We start from the raw sequence: 16,553 nt of genomic DNA on the forward strand, positions 1-16,553 counted from the left end.
TCATGCCCAATATTCTTCTTGTCGAAGACGACACCGCGCTCTCGGAGCTGATTGCCAGCTACCTGGAGCGCAACGGCTACCAGGTCAGTGTGATCAGTCGCGGTGATCAGGTACGCGAGCGGGCCAAGGCCAGCCCGCCGGACCTGGTGATCCTCGATCTGATGCTGCCGGGCCTGGATGGCTTGCAGGTCTGTCGCTTGTTGCGTGCCGACTCGGCCAGCTTGCCGATCCTGATGCTGACGGCCCGCGATGATAGCCACGATCAGGTGCTGGGTCTGGAAATGGGCGCCGACGACTATGTGACAAAACCTTGCGAACCGCGAGTGCTGCTGGCCCGGGTGCGTACCTTGCTGCGCCGCAGCAGCCTCAGCGAACCGCAGACCGCCAGCGACCAGATCCTCATGGGCAACCTGTGCATCGACTTGTCGGAGCGCACCGTAACCTGGCGCGAGCAGTTGGTGGAGCTGTCCAGCGGCGAGTACAACCTGTTGGTGGTACTGGCTCGGCATGCCGGCGAAGTGTTGAGCCGTGACCAGATTCTCCAGCGTCTGCGGGGCATCGAGTTCAACGGCACCGACCGCTCGGTGGACGTGGCCATATCCAAGTTGCGGCGCAAGTTCGACGACCACGCCGGCGAAGCGCGCAAGATCAAGACCGTGTGGGGCAAGGGCTACCTGTTCAGCCGTTCCGAGTGGGAATGCTGATTCCATGCTGCGTATCCTGGTTCGTCTGTACCTGATCACCATCGTTGCCTTCAGTGCCGCCATCTACCTGATTCCGGACCTGGTGATCAAGGTCTTCCACGAGCGTTTCCAGGACTACAACCTGGAGCAGTCGCGGGGTTTGCAGAGCCTGATCGTCAAGCAGTTCCACGCCCTGCCGGCAGAGCAGTGGCCGACCCTGGCCAAGGAAATGGACCAGGAATTCCATCCGTTGCAGGTGGCCCTGGTACGCATCGACGACGCGGATTTCAGCGACTACGAGCGCGAGCGCCTGCAACGCGGGGAAAAGGTCGTGCGCCTGGGTGACTGGGGCTGGCGCACCCTGGCGGTGTCGCCGCTCGATGAGCAGTTGGCGGTCAAGCTGGTGGTGCCACCGGACCCGCTGGACGTCAACCTGCTGTACTGGAGCATCAACGTACTGATCGTCGCCGTGCTGCTGGCCTGCCTGCTGCTCTGGGTCAGGCCGCACTGGCGCGACCTGGAACGCCTGAAGCGCACCGCCGAGCGTTTCGGCAAGGGCCACCTGAGCGAGCGCACGCAGCTGCCCGGCAGTTCCAATATCGGTAGCCTGGCCCATGTCTTCGACACCATGGCCGGGGATATCGAGCAGTTGCTCAATCAGCAGCGGGACCTGCTCAACGCTGTGTCCCATGAGCTGCGCACCCCCTTGACCCGACTGGATTTCGGCCTGGCCCTGGTGCTCTCCGACGATCTGCCGGCGGCCAGCCGCGAGCGCCTGCAGGGGTTGGTGGCGCATATTCGCGAGCTGGACGAGCTGGTGCTGGAGCTGCTGTCCTACAGTCGCCTGCAGAACCCGGCCTGCCTGCCGGAGCAGATCGAGGTGTCGCTGGACGAGTTCATCGACAGCATCCTCGGCAGCGTCGATGACGAGCTGGAGTCGGAGCTGGTCATCGATGTTGTGCTGCACGGCACCCTGGAGCGTTTCACCCTGGATCCGCGGCTCACTGCCCGGGCCCTGCAGAACCTGCTGCGCAACGCCACCCGCTACTGTGAAAAACGCATCCAGGTCGGGGTGCTGGCGAGCGACGAGCGCTGCGAGATCTGGGTCGACGATGACGGCATTGGCATTCCCGATGATGAGCGCGAGCGGGTGTTCGAGCCGTTCTACCGGCTGGATCGCAGCCGCGACCGCTCCACCGGCGGTTTTGGTTTGGGGCTGGCCATCAGTCGTCGTGCCCTGGAAGCCCAGGACGGCACCCTGACCGTGGAAGCCTCACCCTTGGGCGGCGCGCGTTTTCGCCTGAGCCTGCCGGTACGAGGCTAGCCCCGATCGGCTGTAGGAGCCGGCTTGCCGGCGAAAGCGCCTTCGAGCCTTGCGCCGTACTCGCGCACGCCTTCGCTGGCAAGCCAGCTCCCACAGCTTTCCTCCGAGCTACGGCCTAACCCGTAGGAGCCGGCTTGCCGGCGAGAGCGCCTTCGAGCCTTGCGCCGTACTCGCGCACGCCTTCGCTGGCAAGCCAGCTCCCACAGTTTTCCTCCGAGCTACGGCCTAACCCGTAGGAGCCGGCTTGCCGGCGAGGGCGCCTTCGAGCCTTGCGCCGTACCCGCGCACGCCTTCGCTGGCAAGCCAGCCCCCACAGTTTTCTTCTGAGCTACGGCCTAACCCGTAGGAGTCGGCTTGCCGGCGAAGGCGTCCGCCTGCCGGTTGCGTTGCCCAAGTCCCGCTTTTGGCCAATGCGCTGCCTTACGGGGCGGCGACGCCACTTGCTATAGTTCGGCCCTTATTTTCTGCCCAGTAAAGGATCGCTGCCATGTCCGAATACCAAGCCTTTCGCGTCGAACTCGCTGACAACATCGCCCATGTGCAGATCAATCGCCCGGAGAAGATCAACGCGATGAACGCCGCGTTCTGGAGCGAAATCGTCGAGATCTTCCGCTGGATCGACGACACCGACGCGGTGCGGGTGGTGGTGCTCAGCGGCGCCGGCAAGCACTTTTCCTCAGGTATAGATCTGATGATGCTGGCCGGGGTGGCCAACGAACTGGGCAAGGACGTGGGCCGCAATGCGCGCCTGCTGCGGCGCAAGATTCTCCAGCTGCAATCCTCCTTCAATGCCGTGGACAACTGCCGCAAACCGGTGCTGGCGGCGATCCAGGGCTACTGCCTGGGCGGCGCCATCGACCTGATCAGCGCCTGCGACATGCGTTATGCCGCCGATGACGCGCAATTCTCGATCAAGGAAATCGATATCGGCATGGCTGCGGATGTCGGCACACTGCAACGTTTGCCGCGTATCATCGGCGACGGCATGTTGCGCGAGCTGGCCTACACTGGGCGCACCTTCGGTGCCGAGGAGGCGCGCCGCATTGGCCTGGTCAATCGCACCTACAGCGATGCCACCAGCCTGCTGGACGGGGTCATGGAGATTGCCCGGGAAATTGCCGCCAAGTCGCCGATCGCCGTCAGCGGCACCAAGGAAATGCTCAGCTACATGCGTGACCACCGGATCGACGACGGCCTGGAATATGTCGCCACCTGGAACGCCGCGATGTTGCAGTCCAACGACTTGCGTGTGGCCATTGCCGCCCACATGAGCAAACAGAAGCCCGAATTTCTGGATTGATTGACGATGATTGAACGCTGGACCACCGCAGTACTGGATACCGAACTTCCTGGCGGCTGGGCCGTGGCCCGTGGCCCGGACGGCTTTCTCCATGACGATAACGGCGCGCTGTTTCCCCGGCACTGGCTCAAGGGCCAGGACCTGCCGCTGTTGGCCGAGCACGGCATCGGCCACCTTGATGGCGAGCCGGTGTACCTGCTGGAACTCAGTGGCCGCGCCGAGGTGCCCGGCTGCGGCTGGAAAAGCCTGCGGGCCTTCATGCTGGAGGGTGATCACACCCTGTACAAGGTCCTGGGCTATGCCGCGCAGATCGGCACCTGGGCCCGCGAGCATCGTTTCTGCGGCAGTTGCGGCCGGGCCACGGTGCAAGTGCCGGGGGAGCGGGCGATGTACTGCGAGCCCTGCGACCTGCGCGCCTACCCGCGGATTTCACCGAGCATGATCGTGCTGGTGACCCGTGGCGATGAAGTGCTGCTGGCCCGTTCGCCGCGTTTCGTCAGCGGGGTCTACAGCACCCTGGCCGGCTTTGCCGAGCCCGGCGAGTCGGCGGAGGATTGCCTGATCCGCGAGGTACGCGAAGAAGTCAGCATCGAGGTCAGGAACATCCAGTACATGGGCAGCCAGTGCTGGCCGTTCCCGCATTCGATGATGCTGGGCTTCCATGCCGAATACGCCGGCGGCGAAATCGTGCCCCAGGAAGACGAGATCGAGGACGCCCAGTGGTTCAACGTCCATGCGCTGCCGCCATTGCCGGCCTCGCGCTCGATTGCCCGCTACCTGATCGATCTCTACGTGGCGCGTCGCCTAGGCCACGCTGAACCAGTGCTGCCAGGCTAGGCGCACGGTCAATCCCAGAACCACGGTGATGAACACCGGGCGAATGAACTTGGCACCACCGCTGATCGCGGTGCGTGCCCCGAAGAAGGCCCCGACCATCACCGACAGGCCCATGCACAGGCCGATGATCCAGTCCACCTGCCCGGAGAACACGAACACCGACAGCGCCGCGATGTTGCTGACGAAGTTCATGCTGCGGGCCACGCCGCTGGCCTTGACCAGGTCGATGGGGTAGAGCAGCAGGCTGCTCACGGTCCAGAACGCCCCGGTGCCGGGCCCGGCCACGCCGTCGTAGAAGCCCAGGCTGAAGCCCTGGCTCGATTGCCACTTCTTCTTGATCGGCGCGTCGCTGTCCAGCGGCGCCTTGGGCGTGCCGCCGAACAGCAGGTACAGGCCACAGGCGAAGACAATCACCGGCAACATCTTGTTCAGCCACTCGGCCGGCAGGTAATGGGCGACGATGGCTCCGGTCAGCGCGCCCACCAGGGTGCCGATGATGGCGTGCATCCACTGCCGCGGGTGGAACAGCTTGCGCCGGTAGAAGGTGAAACTGGCGGTGGCCGAACCGAAGGTCGAGCTGAGCTTGTTGGTGCCCAGCACCAGATGCGGCGGCAAACCGGCGGTGAGCAGGGCGGGCGTGGTCAGCAGGCCGCCACCGCCGGCAATGGCGTCGATGAAACCGGCGATGAAAGCCACGAGGGCGAGGATGGCGAGGGTGGTCAGGTCAACGCTGAGATCGAAGGGCATGGATTCGGCTTATGGTTCGGCGGGAGGCGCAAAGGGGGCTGCGCGCAAGACCGCCATCTTACCTGCAACCCCGCCCGCTGCGCGACCGCCTCGACCTTGGTCTGATACCCCTATCGTAGGAGCCGGCTTGCCGGCGAATGGGCCTTTGAGCCTGGCGCACGACCGGAGGGCGCCTTCGCTGGCAAGCCAGCTCCTACGGACGCTGCAGGGAAGGGTCAGCGTTGCGGACCGTTGCCGATCTGCCAGACAAAGGGCGGCTCGTTGCCGTTGATCTGCCAGTCGCCGACGATCCGCGCCTTGTAGATCACCGGGTTGTGCGAAGACACGGTCCGCGCGTTGCGCCAGTGCCGGTCCAGGGCCTTGCCCTGGCGAATGTCCGAGGCCCCGAGGGCGTTGAACAGTTCGCTGGTGGCGCGCTGAATCAGTTCGGTCACCACCACCTGGGCCGTGGCCGATTCGATTTCCGCCGCCACATTGGCCGCTCGTTCCTGCACCTCATCCCCGGCAAAGCGCGCCAGGTAGGCCTGTTGCGCCGGTGCCGCGGCGCGGACCGCCGCGGCTTCGGCCGCATACACCAGGGCGGCAATCTCGCCCACCACTTGCTGTACCTGGGCGTCGGCGCTGACCTGGGGCGCGTTGCCGTGGCTGTAGATGCGCTTGCGCACCCGCACTTCGTGGGCCACATCGCGCAGCGCGGCGCGGCCGATCCCGGCCAGGGTCGCCAGCAGCACCAGTTGATAGAAGGCGGTCTGGTATTTGAAGCGAGTGCCGAAATCGATGATGTTCTCGGCCTCGACTTCGGCGTCGTTGAAGCGCGAGGTGCCACTGCCGGTGGTGCGCTGGCCGAAACCGTCCCAGTCATCGCTCTGCTGGATCCCCGGCTGGCGGGTACGCACCGCCGCGATCACATCGCCGCCGGTGTCGCTGCGCTGGGCGTAGACGTCGATCCAATCGGAGAAAATGCTTCCGGTGCTGTAGAACTTCTCGCCGTTGAGGCGCCATTTTTCGCCGTCCGGCGTCACCTTGGTAATCACCTGGCCAATCTCCACCGCGCCGATTTCGGTCCAGGCGCAGCCGACGATATCGCCCTCGACAAAGCGCTTGAACCACAGATCCCGACCCGGCCCGGGTGGGGCGTTGAGGCGGTCCTCGGCAAAGGCGAAGTGCCCGCGCAGGGCCTGGGGCACATTGGCGTCGGCCGCGGCCAGCTCGATCAGCAGTTGGAACAACTGGGGCAGGGAGGCTCCGCCGCCGCCATATTCCACGGGCACTCGCAGGGCGCCGAAACCGGCCTCCTTGAGCCATTGGATGGGTTCATGCGGCAAGGTGCGACTGTGCTCGCGCTCCACGGCTCCGGCGGCGATGCGCTGGAAGATCGGTCGGAAGCGCTCGGCCAGAGGCTCGTAATCGACCCCCAGGGACAATGGATTGATTACCTGGTGTTCAGTCATGGTGTGTAGCTCCTGGGTTCGGCAGAAAAAACAGTGGGTGTCTGGGCAGCTCTTTGCAGCTCTTTGCACACAGCATGCCGACATCCCGCAGCCCGGTCTGCCTGGGGCTGGGCTCATGGCAGGGCCAGTCAACTGTTGTCCGGGCAACACTTCATCAACAAATCGTCTGTTTATGCAGTGTTTCGGTGGCGCGCTCGCCACGGCTAGAGGCCACGGCCAACCCAGGACTCCAAGTGTGCAGGCGCCGACCGCCAGTGGTCCGACAGGCTTGGCTGGGCGCGCTTCCAGCGCGATCTTCGAAGCGCCGGGGGCACATCGAAACCGGGCCACCGACAGTCCCTGGCACGCTTGCTGCTCTGGTGATCGCACCTTTATCTGTCCCGAGGACCGAGCCATGAGTCAGCAAGCCGTGAAATTTGCCTACTGGGTGCCCAACGTCAGCGGTGGTCTGGTGGTGAGCAAGATCGAGCAGCGCACCCACTGGGGCATCGATTACAACCGCAAACTGGCGCAGATCGCCGAGGAGGCCGGCTTCGAATATGCCCTGACCCAGATCCGCTTCACCGCCGGCTACGGCGCCGAGTACCAGCACGAGTCGGTGGCCTTCAGCCATGCGCTGCTGGCTGCCACCAGCAAGCTCAAGGTGATCGCGGCGATTCTGCCCGGGCCCTGGCAGCCGGCGCTGGCGGCTAAGCAGCTGGCCACCATCGACCAGCTGACCAACGGCCGGATCGCGGTGAATATCGTCAGCGGCTGGTTCAAGGGCGAGTTCCAGGCCATTGGCGAACACTGGCTGGAGCACGACGAGCGCTATCGCCGTTCCGAGGAATTCATCCGTTCCCTGCGGGGCATCTGGAGCCAGGACCACTTCACCTTCAAGGGCGACTTCTATCGTTTTGACAACTACAGCCTCAAGCCCAAGCCCCTGGGCCGGCCGGAGATCTTCCAGGGCGGTAGTTCACGGGCGGCGCGGGACATGGCGGCCAGGGTTTCGGACTGGTACTTCACCAATGGCAACAGCGTTGAAGGCATCAAGGCCCAGGTGGACGACATCCGCGCCAAGGCGGCGGCCAACCAGCACTCGGTGAAAATCGGCGTCAACGCCTTTGTGATTGCCCGGGATACCGAGGAAGAGGCACAGGCGGTGCTGGCGCAAATCATCGAGCAGGCCGACCCGGAGGCGGTGAACGCCTTTGGTGACGCCGCCAGGCAGGCCGGCAAGGCCTCGCCGGAAGGCGAGGGCAACTGGGCCAAGTCGAGTTTCGAGGATCTGGTGCAGTACAACGACGGCTTCAAGACCAACCTGATCGGCACCCCGCAACAGATTGCCCAGCGCATCGTCGACCTGAAGGCAGTGGGGGTGGACCTGGTGCTGGCGGGGTTCCTGCATTTCCAGGAAGAGGTGGAATATTTCGGCAAGCGGGTATTGCCCCTGGTGCGCGAGCTGGAAGCCCAGGCCCGGCTCAAGGAGCAAGAAGCGGCGGCTTGAACGGCGCCTTGCTGGCCGGCGACGCGGTTCACCAGCCCGATGCAAGGCTTGTTGCGCGAGATTGCCTTGTAGGAGCCGGCTTGCCGGCGAAAGGGCCTTTGGCCTCGGTGCAGGGCTTGAGGACGCCTTCGCTGGCAAGCCAGCTCCTACGACGGGTGCGCTAGGTAAAAGAACCTTGGGCCGGGTTACAGGCCCAGGTCGCTAAGGCTTGGATGGTCATCCGGGCGCCGGCCCAGGGGCCAGTGGAACTTGCGCTCGGTTGACTTGATCGGCATGTCGTTGACGCAGGCGAAACGCCGGGCCATCAGGCCGTGTTCGTCGAACTCCCAGTTCTCGTTGCCGTAGGAGCGGAACCAGTTACCGGAGTCGTCGTGCCATTCATAGGCGTAACGCACGGCGATACGGTTGTCGGTAAAGGCCCAGAGTTCCTTGATCAGACGGTAATCCAGCTCCTTGGCCCATTTGCGGGCGAGGAAAGCCTTGGCTTCTTCGCGGTTGTGGGCGAACTCGGCGCGGTTGCGCCATTGGGTATCCAGGGTGTAGGCCAGGGATACCCGTTCCGGGTCCCGGGAGTTCCAGCCATCTTCGGCCAGACGGACCTTTTCAATCGCCGACTCGCGAGTGAAAGGCGGAAGGGGCGGGCGCACTTGAGCGTTAGACGACATGATCTGTCTCCAATGAAAGTTGTTGTTCAAACAAAGAAGTTGCTCTTATTTAAAACAATCAGAGGTCCAATAACTTTCGCGCCATGCATTGCGCATTATCAGCAGCACTGTGATCGCCCATGACAAGGGCAACGGTAATGGCGCCATCTATCAGGATCAGCAGTTGCGCTGCCAACTCATCGGGATGTTGTACGCCATGTTCCTGGCAAAGCTCGGTCACGTAATCGAGCAGTTTCTGTTTATGTTGTTTCGCCACCTGGCGCACCGGGTCCTGTGGATCGCCGGTTTCGCCGCTGGTGTTGATAAAGGCGCAGCCGCGGAAACCTTCGGACTCGAACCAGTCCTTGAGTACGCTGAACAGTGCCAGCAGCCGTTGTGCGGTGCCCGCGGCCTTGCCCACTTCAGTCCTGTACCAGTGCATCCAGCGCTGGTCGCGACGTTCCAGGGCGGCCACCACCAGTTCGTCCTTGGTGCTGAAGTAGCGATAAACGCTCTTTCTCGACACCCCGGCGGTTTTCACCAGCAAATCCATGCCGGTGGCGGCAATGCCATTCTTGTAGATCATTTTTTCGGTGACATCGAGGATGATGTCACGTGTTTCAGAGGGAGTAATTTCGTTCATGGAGCAAAGAGTAGAACGATCGTTCTCCTTGGTCAAATAATTATTTTATTGACCATCGAATTTCCCCCGCCATGTAGGAGCTGGCTCGCCAGCGAAGGCGTCATCAGGTCTTGCGCAGCATCCGAAGAATCCTTAGCTGTTCAGGGCGGGGGAGTGGCCTTGTACATGTCCGGCAGGGGACTCAGCCTGTTGCATGGTGTAAGCTCTTGCGCTCTTTGGATTTGAGCCACTGCGAGCCCTATGCCGTCGCTTTTCAAACGTTCCCTGCTGCCCAAACTGCGCAGCTTTCCGCTGGCCGCCGAGGCCTTCACCACGCTGACCGGTGCTGCACAATTTCGCCGCACATTGCTGGAGCAAATCGCCCAGGCCAGCCGGCGCATCTACATCGTTGCCTTGTATCTGCAACAGGACGAAGCCGGCCAGGAGATCCTGGATGCCCTGCACGCCGCCAAGGCCGCCCGCCCGGAGCTGGACGTGGTGGTCGTGGTCGACTGGCTGCGGGCCCAGCGCGGCCTGATCGGTGCCGGCAAACAGCCGGGCAATTCGGCCTGGTACCAGGAAATGACCCGCACCCACGCCAGCGAAGTGCCGATCTACGGCGTGCCGGTGCAGACCCGGGAGCTGTTCGGGGTGCTGCACCTCAAGGGTTTCGTCATCGACGACTGCGTGCTCTACAGCGGCGCCAGCCTGAATAACGTTTATCTGCACAAGTTCGACAAGTACCGCTTCGACCGTTACCACCTGTTGCACAACCAGGCCCTGGCCGATTCCATGCAGCACCTGGTGCAGCACGGCCTGGTGGCGTCGCGGGCGGTGCATCGCCTGGACCTGCCGAACCTGCCCAGCACCCGCAGCCTGCGCAACGACATTGGCGATCTGCGCAGCCGTCTCAAGCACGCCACCTACGACACCACCGCCGGCAGCCTGGACAAGAGCGAGCTCTCGGTCAGTCCATTGCTCGGGGTCGGCAAGGGCAACCCGCTGAACCGGGTGATCTGCGAGCTGATCGCCGGCGCCCAGCGCCAGCTGACCATCTGCACGCCATATTTCAACTTGCCGCTACCGGTGACCCGGGAAATCAACCGGGCCCTGGAGCGCGGGGTGAAGATCGACATCATCGTCGGCGACAAGACCGCCAACGACTTCTATATCCCGCCCAGCGAGCCGTTCAAGGTCATCGCGGCGCTGCCGTACCTGTACGAGATCAGCCTGCGGCGCTTCGCCAAGCGGCATCAGAAAGTGATCGACAGCGGCCAGTTGAACCTGCACCTGTGGCGTGACGGCGACAACACCTATCACCTCAAGGGGATGTGGGTCGATGAGCGCTACACCTTGCTCACCGGCAACAACCTCAACCCCCGGGCGTTTCGCCTGGATCTGGAAAACGCCCTGTTGCTGGACGACCCCAAGGGCCAGTTGCTGCAAGCGCGCAGCGCCGAGCAGGCGCTGATCTATCGCCACACCCGGCGCATCGAGCACTTCCAGTACCTGGAAAGCCTGGTGGATTACCCCGAGGCCGTGAGCAAGTTCCTGCGCCGGGTCAGCCGCGTGCGTATCGAGCGTCTGCTCTACCGCATGCTGTAACCCATCGCCGCGACCCTGGGCCCAGGGTCGTGGGCCCCCTGGCAATCTCCAGGGCGGCGCTCCCCAGCCTGGGGCGGCTAGCGGTTTGTGCGTGGCGGGGCTGGCCAGATTGCAATCAGCACCAGCAGCACCGCCGCCAGCAGGTAGGGCAGGCGCGGCTCGATGGCGTAGATCAGGCTGCCGGCCAGCGGCCCGATGACCACGCCCAAGCCCTGGGCGGCGCCGATACTGCCCGCGGTCGCGCCCTGTTCCGAGGCCTCCACGGCATTCGCCGCCAGGGCCGAGAACGACGGAAACACCCCACCCATGCCCGCCGCCGACACAAAGAACGCCAGCCACAGGCCCCAGGCGCTGTCCACCAGCATGCTGCCGGCATAGCCCAGCGCCGAGAGCAGCGCGCCGTAGCGGATCATCCGCAATGGCGGCCATTCCAGCTTGCGCACCACCAGCTGGGCGCAGATCAACGCCACGCCGACCATGGCCAGGGCCACCCCGGCGGTCTGTGCCGCGGCGGCCGGGTCCAGTTGCAGGCGATCCATGGCGTAAAAACTGACGGTGATCTGGGCGATGGACACACACAGCATGGCGACAAAGGCCACGGTCATCGGTCGCAACAGCCGCGGGTCATTCAAGGGCACCCGGCTGGGGGCGTGCTTGAGGTGCAGTTCCTGGCGCGGCAGCTTGTAGCGCAGCACCAGAAACGCCAGCAATGGCAGCACCGCCATGGCGTAGAAGGGCAGGCTCAGGCTGTAGTGGGCCAGCAGCGCGGCGACCGCCGGACCGACCACCAGGCCCACGGCGTTGGCCGCGCCGAGGGTGGCCATGGCCCGGGCGCGATGCTCGGGTTCGACGTTGTCGGCGATCAAGGCGAAGCCGCCCACCGGAATCGCCGCATAAAAGGCACCGATCAGGCCGCGTCCGAGCATCAGGCCGAAAAAGGCCATGACGACGCTGGGCAGGCTTTGCAGCGACAGATCGATGAACAGGCACAGGGCCCAGTAGGCGAGGGTGAAACCGGCGGTGCCCAGCAGCAGGACCCGGCGCCGGCCGAAGCGGTCGCTGGCCTGGCCCCAGGGGCGCGCCAGGAGCATCCAGACCACCCCGGAAACGGTGACCACGGCGCCCGCGTGCCAGGTCTCCAGGCGCAGCGCCCGGGAGATCGGGCCGATCAGCGAGACGAACGCCATCATCGACATGGTGCAGGCCATGTAGGCGGCCATCAGCGGCAAGAGCGAGAAGGGCGTGGCAGTCAGCGGCGCGCTGGCCGCTAAAGGGCGAGACATGCTGGGTCTTCCATGAAAGCGATTGGGCCGTGAACGTTATCGGGATAAGGCGTCACAGCCCAGTCTTATCTGCATCAGTGATGCTGCCCTTGGCGCAGGCTGGCTGGCGAAGAGGTGTCGAATTCACGATCGCCTTCGCTGGCAAGCCAGTTCCACAGGTGTTGCTGGGGGCTGCGGTGTAGGAGCCGGCTTGCCGGCGAAGAGGGCCCTGAGACGGGTGTTGAATTTCAAGGTCGCCTTCGCTGGCAAGCCAGCTCCTACGAGGGGGGCTGGGGGCAGCGTGGGCGTCGGGTTCAGTTCAGGCCCAGTTTGCCGCGCAGGGTCGAGAGGTCTTCGGCCAGGGTGTTGACCGGGCCCACCAGGGCCTTGCGGTCGTTGTCTTTGACCTTGTCGTAGGTCATGAAGCCGCCGTCGGCGGTTTTGTACTTGGCCAGGATGCCGTTCACCGTGGCGAAGTTCTTGTCCACCTTGGCGACAAAGGCCTGGTCCTGCTTGGCGATCTGGCCGCGGAACAGGTCGACGATTTTCTTCGCCCCGTCGATGTTGCCCTGGAAGTCGTAGAGGTCGGTGTGGCTGTAGCGGTCCTCTTCACCGGAGATCTTGGTCGCGGCCACTTCTTCCAGCAGCGCGGCGGCGCCTCCCACGACCTTTTCCGGCGGGAAGGTCAGGCCGGCTACGCGGCTCTGCAGGTCCTTGACGTTGTTGTTCAGGCCGTCGGCCAGTTGACCCAGGCCTTCGGTGCTGTTTTCCGAGAACAGTGAGTACTCCAGGCGGTGGAAACCGGTGAAGTCCTCGGCCTTGACGCCTTGCTCATGGTCATTGACCCGCGAGTCGATGGCGGCGTCGAGGTCACTGAAGAGTTCGGCGATCGGCTCGATCGACTCGTAGTAGACCCGGGTCGGCGCGTAGAGCTTCCTGGCGGTGGCCAGGTCGCCCTGTTTCACCGCGTCGGTGAACTGCTGGGTGTGGCTGGCCAGTTCGTCGAGCTGTGCGGTGACGTAGATCTTGTAGTCGGAGATCGGCCCCACCAGTTCCAGGGGCGCGGTGGCGGCGAACGCCGACAGTGGAGCGTGGAGCAAGCCAAGGGTCAGCAACACAGCGAGAGGCGACTTTTTCATGGGACGTTTCCGTGGGGGTGGTGGTGTTGGGGTGTCAGGCCGTGGTGGTCGCTCGGGTGGCGTCGAGCAGCGAGCGGCCGATGAAGTCCTCTGCGCCGCTGACTCCCGGCAAGGTGAAGAAGTAGCCGCCGCCGGTGGGCTTGAGGTACTCCTCCAGGGGTTCGCCGTTGAGGCGGGTCTGGACCGCGATAAAGCCTTTTTCCAGGTCGGCCTGGTAGCAGATGAACAGCAGGCCCATGTCCAGCTGGCCGTTCTTGTTGACGCCGTTGGAGTAGTTGAACGGCCGGCGCAGGATCAGGTTCTGCCGGGTCTGCGCGGTGCGCGGGTTGGCCAGGCGAATGTGGGCATCGAGCTTGGTGAGCTTGCCATGGGGGTCACGGGCGTAGTCGGGCACCTGGCTCTCTTTCTGGCCGTCCATGGGCGCGCCGCTGCTCTTGACCCGGCCGATGATGCTTTCCTGTTCTTGCAGCGGGGTGCGGTCCCAGCGTTCGACGAAGTTGCGGATGATCCGCACCGCCTGGTAGCTGCCATGGGCCGCCCAGGCCGGTTCGTCGCTGCCGGGCTGGACCCAGACGATCTGCTGCATGGCCTGCTGGTCATTGGAGTCGGGGTTGGCCGAACCATCGCGAAAGCCCAGGAAATTGCGCGCGCTCTGCGCCGGCTCGCCGGGTTTGGCCGGGGCCTGTGGCGGCACGCTGCCTTCCTGCTTCCAGCGCACCAGCAGCAGGTCGGGCAGGTTCTTCACGATGTCGCGCAGAGCGTGGATGTTGGTGTCGGCGGTGTTGGCACAGAACTGCAGGCTCAGGTCGCCGTGGCAGCAGGCCGGCTCCAGGGCGTCGTTGGGGAATCCCTGCATGCGCACCAGGCGCTTGGGCTTGGCCGCGGCCAGCCCGAAGCGTTCGTCGAACAGCGAGGCGCCCACCGACACGGTGATGGTCAGGTTGTCCGGGGTTACCACCGGGCCGAGGATGCCGGAGTCCAGGGGCGGCAGTTTCGGGTCGACCTGGCTTACCGGGCCGCCACTCATGAGAAAGGCGATTCGCTGGTTGAGGGTGCGCAACAGCCGCTCCAGCTCGTCTCGGTCGCTGGCCAGTACATCGAAGGACACCAGCATGCCCGCCGTCGGACGTGGGGTGACGATGCCGCTCTGGTGCTGGCCGTGGAAGTCGTGACGATCCAGGGTCCGGTCGCTGCTCGGGGCTTCGGCGACCTGGGCCGGTGCGGCGGCCCTGGCCGGGCAGCTCAGGCTGCTGCCGGCCAGGGCCACGCCGGCGGCGCCCATGCCCAGCAGTACGCGCCGGCGTTGGGAGCTGAAGGAGGGGTTGGCTTGATCTGAATCGTTCATGAAGGGCTCGTCTGGTTACAGGCCGGAAAGGCCGAGGGCGGGGTCGATGGTGTCCAGGGCGTCGGCCAGGGCCTTGGCCTTGTCGGCGATGTCTTGGCGTTGTGCGGCGCTGACGCGGTCGTAGTCCACATAGCCGAAGCCTTGGCGCAGGCTGTCGAGGCGGGCCGCCAGGGCCTGGTTGGCGCCATCCACCTGGGTCAGCAAGGGGGCGGCGGACTTGCTCAGCAAGGGGCGCAGCAGGTCGATGACCTTGCGCGTGGTTTCCAGGTTGGCGGCAAAACCGTTGAGGTCGCTGTGGCTGTAGCGTTCCTCTTCACCGCTGCCGGCTCGCTGCTCGGCCAGGCTGCGGATGTTGCGTGCCACCACGCCGACCAGCTGTTGCGGCGCCAGGGTCTGGGCCAGCAACTGCTCCTTGAGGCGGGCCACGTCGCTGGACAAGTCCTGTGCCACCGGGACCAGGCCGGCCAGGTCGCGTTGCTCGAACAGGCCGTATTCCAGGCGATGGAAGCCGCGAAAGCCCGGGTCCTGTTCGCGCTGCTCGAAGTAGTCGGCGCGAGCATTGATGGCGTTGTCCAGCTCGGCCAGGCGCTGGGCCGCCGGGGCCAGGCGCTGATAGGCGGCACGGGCCGGCAGGTACAGGGCCTGGGCCTGTTTCAGGTCGCCGGCGTCGATGGCTTGCTGCAAGGCGCTCACCGCCTTGACCAGGGCGCTGCCGGAAACGCTCAGGTAGACCCGGAACTCCGACAGCGGGCCGACAAAGGCCACCAGCGAGGGACCGGCCTTGGCTTGGGCATCGGACTCGGCAGTGGCCGTCACATGCAGGGTGCCGCGCGGGTTGCTCAACAGCCCGCAGGTGATGCTGTAGTCACCCGGTTGCAGGTTGGCGTTGATCACCTGGCTCAGGCCCGGAGCGATGTTCTCCCGTTCCTCGACCACCAGCACGCCGTCGAGGATTTCCCATTCCACAGCGCGATCCGAGCGGTTGACGATGCGGAAGCTGGCGTGTCCGGCCGGAACGGTCAGGGCGTTGGGCTGGCAACTCTTGGGGTGGATGGTCACGGTGACTTCGCCCTGGTGCGCCTGACGCTTGTCGGCGGCCAGTTGCGCGGCGTAATAGAACAGCCCGCCGGCGGCGATCATCACGATCACCGAGCCGGCAACCGCCCAGCGCAAGGCGCGGGGTGGCGAGGCCTGGGGAGAGGCTTGCTGGGTCATGGGGGAGCCTTACTGACTGGAAACGGAAGAGGTCGGGGCGGGCGCCTTGGCCGCGCTGCGGGCGGGCAGGAAGAACAGCGCCAGGGTCACCGTCAGGTACAGCCCATAGGCACCGAGGGTGCTGAGGGTGGGCGCGTCCTGGTAGCCGAACATGCCGGCCAGCACCGAGCCCAGCGGACCGTCCATGGGCAGGCTGGCGCTGAAGTCGAAGAGCACGGTCTGCCAGTGATTCCAGATCCCGGCTTCATGCAGGGCCTGCACCGAGTTGGCGAGGATGCCGGCGGCCACCAGCAGGATGAACAGCCCGGTCCAGCGGAAGAACGCCCCGAGGTTCAGGCGCATGCTGCCGGTATAGATCAGGAAGCCGACGATGATTGCGGCGATCAGGCCCAGCAGGGCGCCGATGGGCGCGCCAGGCCCTTCGCTCTGCTGGAACACCGCCAGTAGGAAGAACACGGTTTCCAGGCCTTCCCGGGCCACGGCGAAGAACACCATGGCGATCAGGGCCATGACCTGATGCCGGGAGCCGGTCAGGGCCTGGTCCAGGGAGGCCTGCAGGGAGTGCTTGATCGAGCGGGCCACCTTGCGCATCCAGAACACCATGGAGCTGAGGATGCCCACGGCCACCAGGCCGACGATGCCTTCGAACAGTTCCTGCTGTTTCTGCGGGAACTCGGCGCTCATCAGCTGCAGAGCGCCGCCCACCAGCAGGGCCAGGGCCGTGGCGAGGAACACCCCGATCCACACCGCGGGCATCCACTGGCCGCGGCCGGTCTGTTTCAGGTAACTGGCGATGATGCCAACGATAAGCGCGGCTTCAATCCCTTCGCGCAGCATGATCAGAAATGGAACGAGCATTCAGCACCGGCGGAACAATGGGTAGGGAAGTA

General features: G+C 64.7%; 15 protein-coding genes. 6 read left to right on the top strand and 9 right to left on the bottom strand.

Annotation, left to right across the window (positions count from 1 at the left end):
- Positions 1-2: 2 nt before the first annotated feature.
- From BLV47_RS14030 to nudC, 4 genes are all read left to right on the top strand, one after another.
- Positions 3-704 (top strand): response regulator, encoded by a 702-nt coding sequence (locus BLV47_RS14030; RefSeq protein WP_092314478.1) that lies wholly within the window; start codon positions 3-5, stop codon positions 702-704.
- Between the two features lie 4 nt (positions 705-708).
- Positions 709-2,007, top strand: coding sequence for an ATP-binding protein (locus tag BLV47_RS14035; protein ID WP_092314480.1), 1,299 nt, complete (start codon positions 709-711; stop codon positions 2,005-2,007).
- A gap of 487 nt (positions 2,008-2,494) precedes the next feature.
- Positions 2,495-3,307, top strand: a complete 813-nt coding sequence (locus BLV47_RS14040) for a crotonase/enoyl-CoA hydratase family protein (RefSeq protein ID WP_092314482.1) — start codon at positions 2,495-2,497, stop codon at positions 3,305-3,307.
- A gap of 6 nt (positions 3,308-3,313) precedes the next feature.
- A complete protein-coding gene (gene nudC, locus BLV47_RS14045; RefSeq protein ID WP_092314484.1) occupies positions 3,314-4,144 on the top strand; it encodes an NAD(+) diphosphatase in 831 nt (276 codons plus the stop codon).
- On the opposite strand, the gene BLV47_RS14050 is transcribed toward nudC, so the two are convergent.
- Together BLV47_RS14050 and BLV47_RS14055 are read right to left on the bottom strand one after the other, a co-directional pair.
- Positions 4,112-4,891: a TSUP family transporter gene (locus BLV47_RS14050; RefSeq protein WP_092314486.1), complete on the bottom strand. Its 780-nt coding sequence runs from the start codon at positions 4,889-4,891 to the stop codon at positions 4,112-4,114. The two genes, nudC and BLV47_RS14050, sit on opposite strands and share 33 nt — an antisense overlap.
- Before the next feature lie 215 nt (positions 4,892-5,106).
- Positions 5,107-6,342: an acyl-CoA dehydrogenase family protein gene (locus BLV47_RS14055; RefSeq protein ID WP_092314488.1), complete on the bottom strand. Its 1,236-nt coding sequence runs from the start codon at positions 6,340-6,342 to the stop codon at positions 5,107-5,109.
- A 394-nt stretch (positions 6,343-6,736) separates the two neighbouring features.
- Between BLV47_RS14055 and sfnG the strand changes: the two genes are divergently transcribed.
- Positions 6,737-7,831 carry a dimethylsulfone monooxygenase SfnG gene (sfnG, locus tag BLV47_RS14060; RefSeq protein WP_092314490.1) on the top strand — a complete coding sequence of 365 codons (1,095 nt, stop codon included), beginning with the start codon at positions 6,737-6,739 and terminating at the stop codon, positions 7,829-7,831.
- A gap of 185 nt (positions 7,832-8,016) precedes the next feature.
- Here the strand turns inward: sfnG and BLV47_RS14065 are convergent, their stop codons facing one another.
- Positions 8,017-8,496 (bottom strand): nuclear transport factor 2 family protein, encoded by a 480-nt coding sequence (locus BLV47_RS14065; RefSeq protein WP_092314492.1) that lies wholly within the window; start codon positions 8,494-8,496, stop codon positions 8,017-8,019.
- Positions 8,497-8,554: 58 nt separating this feature from the next.
- On the bottom strand, positions 8,555-9,118 hold the full coding sequence (locus tag BLV47_RS14070) for a TetR/AcrR family transcriptional regulator (RefSeq protein ID WP_092314494.1): 564 nt from the start codon (positions 9,116-9,118) through the stop codon (positions 8,555-8,557).
- A 240-nt stretch (positions 9,119-9,358) separates the two neighbouring features.
- Between BLV47_RS14070 and pssA the strand changes: the two genes are divergently transcribed.
- On the top strand, positions 9,359-10,702 hold the full coding sequence (pssA, locus tag BLV47_RS14075; RefSeq protein ID WP_092314496.1) for a CDP-diacylglycerol--serine O-phosphatidyltransferase: 1,344 nt from the start codon (positions 9,359-9,361) through the stop codon (positions 10,700-10,702).
- Positions 10,703-10,779: 77 nt separating this feature from the next.
- Here the strand turns inward: pssA and BLV47_RS14080 are convergent, their stop codons facing one another.
- The 5 genes from BLV47_RS14080 to efeU form a co-directional block, all read right to left on the bottom strand.
- Positions 10,780-11,985, bottom strand: a complete 1,206-nt coding sequence (locus BLV47_RS14080) for an MFS transporter (protein WP_092314498.1) — start codon at positions 11,983-11,985, stop codon at positions 10,780-10,782.
- A gap of 293 nt (positions 11,986-12,278) precedes the next feature.
- Entirely contained in the window at positions 12,279-13,103 is an 825-nt protein-coding gene (efeO, locus tag BLV47_RS14085; RefSeq protein ID WP_092314500.1) for an iron uptake system protein EfeO, read from the bottom strand.
- A gap of 34 nt (positions 13,104-13,137) precedes the next feature.
- Positions 13,138-14,448 (bottom strand): iron uptake transporter deferrochelatase/peroxidase subunit, encoded by a 1,311-nt coding sequence (gene efeB, locus BLV47_RS14090; protein WP_092314502.1) that lies wholly within the window; start codon positions 14,446-14,448, stop codon positions 13,138-13,140.
- Positions 14,449-14,463: 15 nt separating this feature from the next.
- Positions 14,464-15,663, bottom strand: coding sequence for an iron uptake system protein EfeO (gene efeO, locus BLV47_RS14095; RefSeq protein ID WP_092314504.1), 1,200 nt, complete (start codon positions 15,661-15,663; stop codon positions 14,464-14,466).
- Between the two features lie 9 nt (positions 15,664-15,672).
- Complete coding sequence (gene efeU / locus BLV47_RS14100; RefSeq protein WP_092314506.1) at positions 15,673-16,521, bottom strand: iron uptake transporter permease EfeU; 849 nt, start codon at positions 16,519-16,521, stop codon at positions 15,673-15,675.
- Between the last annotated feature and the right edge of the window lie 32 nt (positions 16,522-16,553).

The organism is Pseudomonas saponiphila (assembly GCF_900105185.1).
Classification (GTDB): Bacteria; Pseudomonadota; Gammaproteobacteria; order Pseudomonadales; family Pseudomonadaceae; genus Aquipseudomonas; species Aquipseudomonas saponiphila.